At 67.4% G+C, this 3,221-nt stretch carries 4 protein-coding genes; all 4 read right to left on the reverse strand.

Annotated features, from left to right (window positions below):
• On the reverse strand, window positions 1–968 hold a 968-nt coding region (locus BIU82_RS11730; protein ID WP_253182760.1), incomplete at its 3' end, for a thiamine pyrophosphate-binding protein.
• An 8-nt stretch (window positions 969–976) separates the two neighbouring features.
• A complete protein-coding gene (locus tag BIU82_RS11735) occupies window positions 977–1,918 on the reverse strand; it encodes a deoxyribose-phosphate aldolase (protein ID WP_070349662.1) in 942 nt (313 codons plus the stop codon).
• Complete coding sequence (iolC, locus tag BIU82_RS11740) at window positions 1,915–2,913, reverse strand: 5-dehydro-2-deoxygluconokinase (RefSeq protein ID WP_139146591.1); 999 nt, start codon at window positions 2,911–2,913, stop codon at window positions 1,915–1,917. The genes BIU82_RS11735 and iolC overlap by 4 nt, the downstream gene beginning before the upstream one ends.
• Before the next feature lie 145 nt (window positions 2,914–3,058).
• On the reverse strand, window positions 3,059–3,221 hold a 163-nt coding region (locus BIU82_RS11745), incomplete at its 5' end, for a tautomerase family protein (protein WP_139146590.1).

Below are 3,221 nucleotides of genomic sequence, written 5' to 3' on the forward strand. Positions count from 1 at the left end.
TCGTTCTGGAAGGCAGTGCGCGACGCCGTCGTGAAGTCCTCGTACCTGGTACCGACACCGATCACCAGGTCCGCCTCGCGCGCCAGGGCATTCGCCGCCGTCGTACCGGTTGACCCGATGGCACCGAGCGCCTGCGGGTGGTTCCACGGCAGCACGCCGACGCCGGCCTGGGTCCAGCCCACGGGGATGCCGGTGGCCTCGGCGAACTCCCGCAGCTGGTCCTGCGCGAAGGCGTACAGCACGCCGCCACCGGCCACGATGATGGGGCGCTTCGCGGCCTTGATCCGGCGCGCGGCCTCGGCGATGTCCTCGGCTTCCGGGGCGGGGCGGCGGATACGCCACTCACGCTCGGCGAGGAATTCCTCCGGCACCTCGATGAGCTCGGCCTGGACATCCTGCGGCAACGCGATCGTCACGGCACCGGTCTCGGCCGGGTCCGTCAGCACCCGCAGGCCGTTCAGCAGAGCGGAGAACAGCTGTTCGGGCCGCTGGACCTTGTCGAAATACTTGGAGACCGGACGGAAGGCATCGTTGACCGTGATGTCGTAGCCGTGGGGCTGCTCGATCTGCTGCAGCACGGGGTCCACAGTGCGCGTGGCAAAAGTGTCCGAAGGGAACAACAGCACGGGCAGGCGGTTCGCCGTAGCCAGCGCGGCGCCGGTCAGCAGGTTCGTGGAACCCGGCCCCACCGAGGTGCTGACAGCGAACGTCTGGCGGCGGCGCGTGTGCCTGGCGTAGCCGACGGCCTGGTGCGCCTGGGCCTGTTCGTTGCGGCCCTGGTAGTACGGCATGAGGGAGGGGTCCTTGGCCTGCCACTGCTTCAGGGCCTGGCCCACGCCGGCCACATTGCCATGGCCGAAGATGCCGAACATGCCGGGGATCAGCCGTTCCCGGTACTCCACGCCGCCCACGCGGTCCACGGTGTACTGCTTGCCCAGGAATTCGACGAGCGCCTGGGACACGGTCATGGTGCGGGTCATCGCACGGTCTCCTTGCTGACGGAGGGGATGATTTCTTCGTGCCGCAACAGCGAAGCCGCCGCGGCGACGGCACCGGCCACATCGCCGTCGGCCGGGTAAAGCAGGGTGCGGCCCACAGTGAGGCCCTGCACGCCGGGCAGAGCAAGGGCCTTGCCCCATTCGGCGAAAACCTCATCCTGGTGGCCGGCGGGATCGCCGCCCAGGAGCACGGTCGGCATGGTGGTAGCGGCCATGACACGTTCCATCTCGGCCACCACGGGAAGCTTCATCCAGGTCAGCGCGCTGCTGGCGCCGAGGCCGGAAGCAATCCCGATCGACTTGATCACGGCGTCCGGGCTCAGGTCGTTGCGGACCTTGCCGTCAACCCACTCCGAAAGGAACGGCTCCACCATGGCGATCAGGCCGTGGCTGTTAAGGGAGTCGATGGCCTTCGCCGTCGCCTCAAGGAACTGCGCCGTCACCGGGTCCCCCAGGCAAATACGGGTGAGCATCTTCCCGCCGTCGGCGCCGAGTGCCGCCAAGGCCTCGGCCGTGTGGCCGGTGAAGCGGTCGTCGAACTCGTTGACGAAGCCGGCCAGGCCGCCACGGTTCATCGAGCCGAAGACGAGCTTGCCGTCCAAGGCTCCGAGCAGCAGTAGGTCGTCCATGATGTCCGGGCTGGCCAAGACGCCGTCCACGGCCGGGTTTGCCAAAGCGGTCTGCAGGCGGTCCAACAGTCCGCGCCGGTCGGCCATCGCCGTCGGCTGGCCCTGGGCGGCGAGGGCACCGCGGGCGGGATGGTCGGCAGCGACAATGAAGTTCTGCTTGCCGAGCACCGCGCCCGGGTGCTTGATGCGCGCCGCGGCCGCGCGGGCCACCGCCCCCGGATCCTCCAGGCGGATCTTGGTCAGGAACTCGTAGCGGCGCGGATCATCGAAATCGATGCTTTCGAGGCTCATTTGGCTGCTTCCTTCAGTGAGTCCGCCACCAAGCGGCCGCGTTCGACGAGCAGGGAGGTGACTTCCTCCGGGGTGGGCATGGCGTCCGCGCAGGAAAGCCGGGAGGCAACGATCGCGCCGGCGGCGTTGGCGTAATCGAGGACTTCGGCCAAAGGCCAGCCGGCCAACAGTCCGTGCACGAACGCCCCACCGAAGGAATCGCCCGCTCCGAGGCCGTTGAGCGTCTGCACCGGAACCGGAGCGGAGACCACACGTTCGGTCCGTGTCTTGGCCATGACGCCTTCGGGGCCGAGCTTGACGACGGCGATCTGCACGCCGGCATCCAGCAGGCGGTCCGCCTGCTCGTCCGGAGTTCCGGGCCCGACGGCGACCGCGCACTCTTCGTCGTTGCCGATTGCGACAGTGACGTGCGGGAGTACGCGGGCCACCTGTTCCCGTGCTTCCTCGACGCTGTTCCAGAACATCGGACGGTAATCGAGGTCCAGGATGGTGTGCTGCCCCTCGCCGAGGCCGGTGCGCGGGCGGGCCTCGTGCGCTGCGATGTGTGCGGCGCGGCTGGGTTCCTGGCAGAGGCCCGTTACGGTGGACCAGAAGATCCGGGCGTCCCGGATCGCGTCCGTATCCAGTTCCTCCGCTGCGATCTGGAGGTCCGGGGCCGTAGGAAAGCGTCCGTAGAAATAGAGGGGGAATTTCTGCTCTTCCGGCAGGATGGCGCAGAAGGTGGCCGGGGTCTGCAGGCCTTCGACGCCGCGGACGAAGCGGTCGTCCACGCCGAACTTGGCCAGTTCCCGGTGGAGGTATTCGCCAAAGGGGTCCTCCCCGGTCCGGGTGATCACCGCCGTCGAGCGTCCATGGCGTGCGGCGGCAACCGCAACGTTGGAGGGCGAGCCGCCCAGGTACTTGCCGAAGCTGTTCACCTCGTCGAGGGTCAAGCCGACGTCGTTCGGATAGATGTCGACGCTAATGCGTCCCATCGTCAGTAGTTCGAAGCCCACTTCTTCGGCCTTCCTTTCTTCCGGTTCCCGGTTCATCCCGGTTTCCCGGCGCGGACCGCAGCCGTTGTGATGCCGGCCACAGCTAAACTTTCCTACGTTTTTAATGTCCTGTCAAAGGTTTGTCCGCACATTTTGCGAGGCTTCCTTAGGACGCAGCCGGCACCTTGAGTTCGCCGGTCAGGTATTGGGCGCGCCCGAAGCCGAAGGTCCAGTCCTCGGGCCCGTTTTCGACGTAGCCCAGGAAGACGTCCTCGCCGCCAACACCCGCCTCCGCCAGCGCCTCATTGATGCGGGCATAGAGCGCCTTC

Source organism: Arthrobacter sp. SW1, assembly GCF_001766675.1.
Lineage (GTDB): Bacteria > Actinomycetota > Actinomycetes > Actinomycetales > Micrococcaceae > Arthrobacter.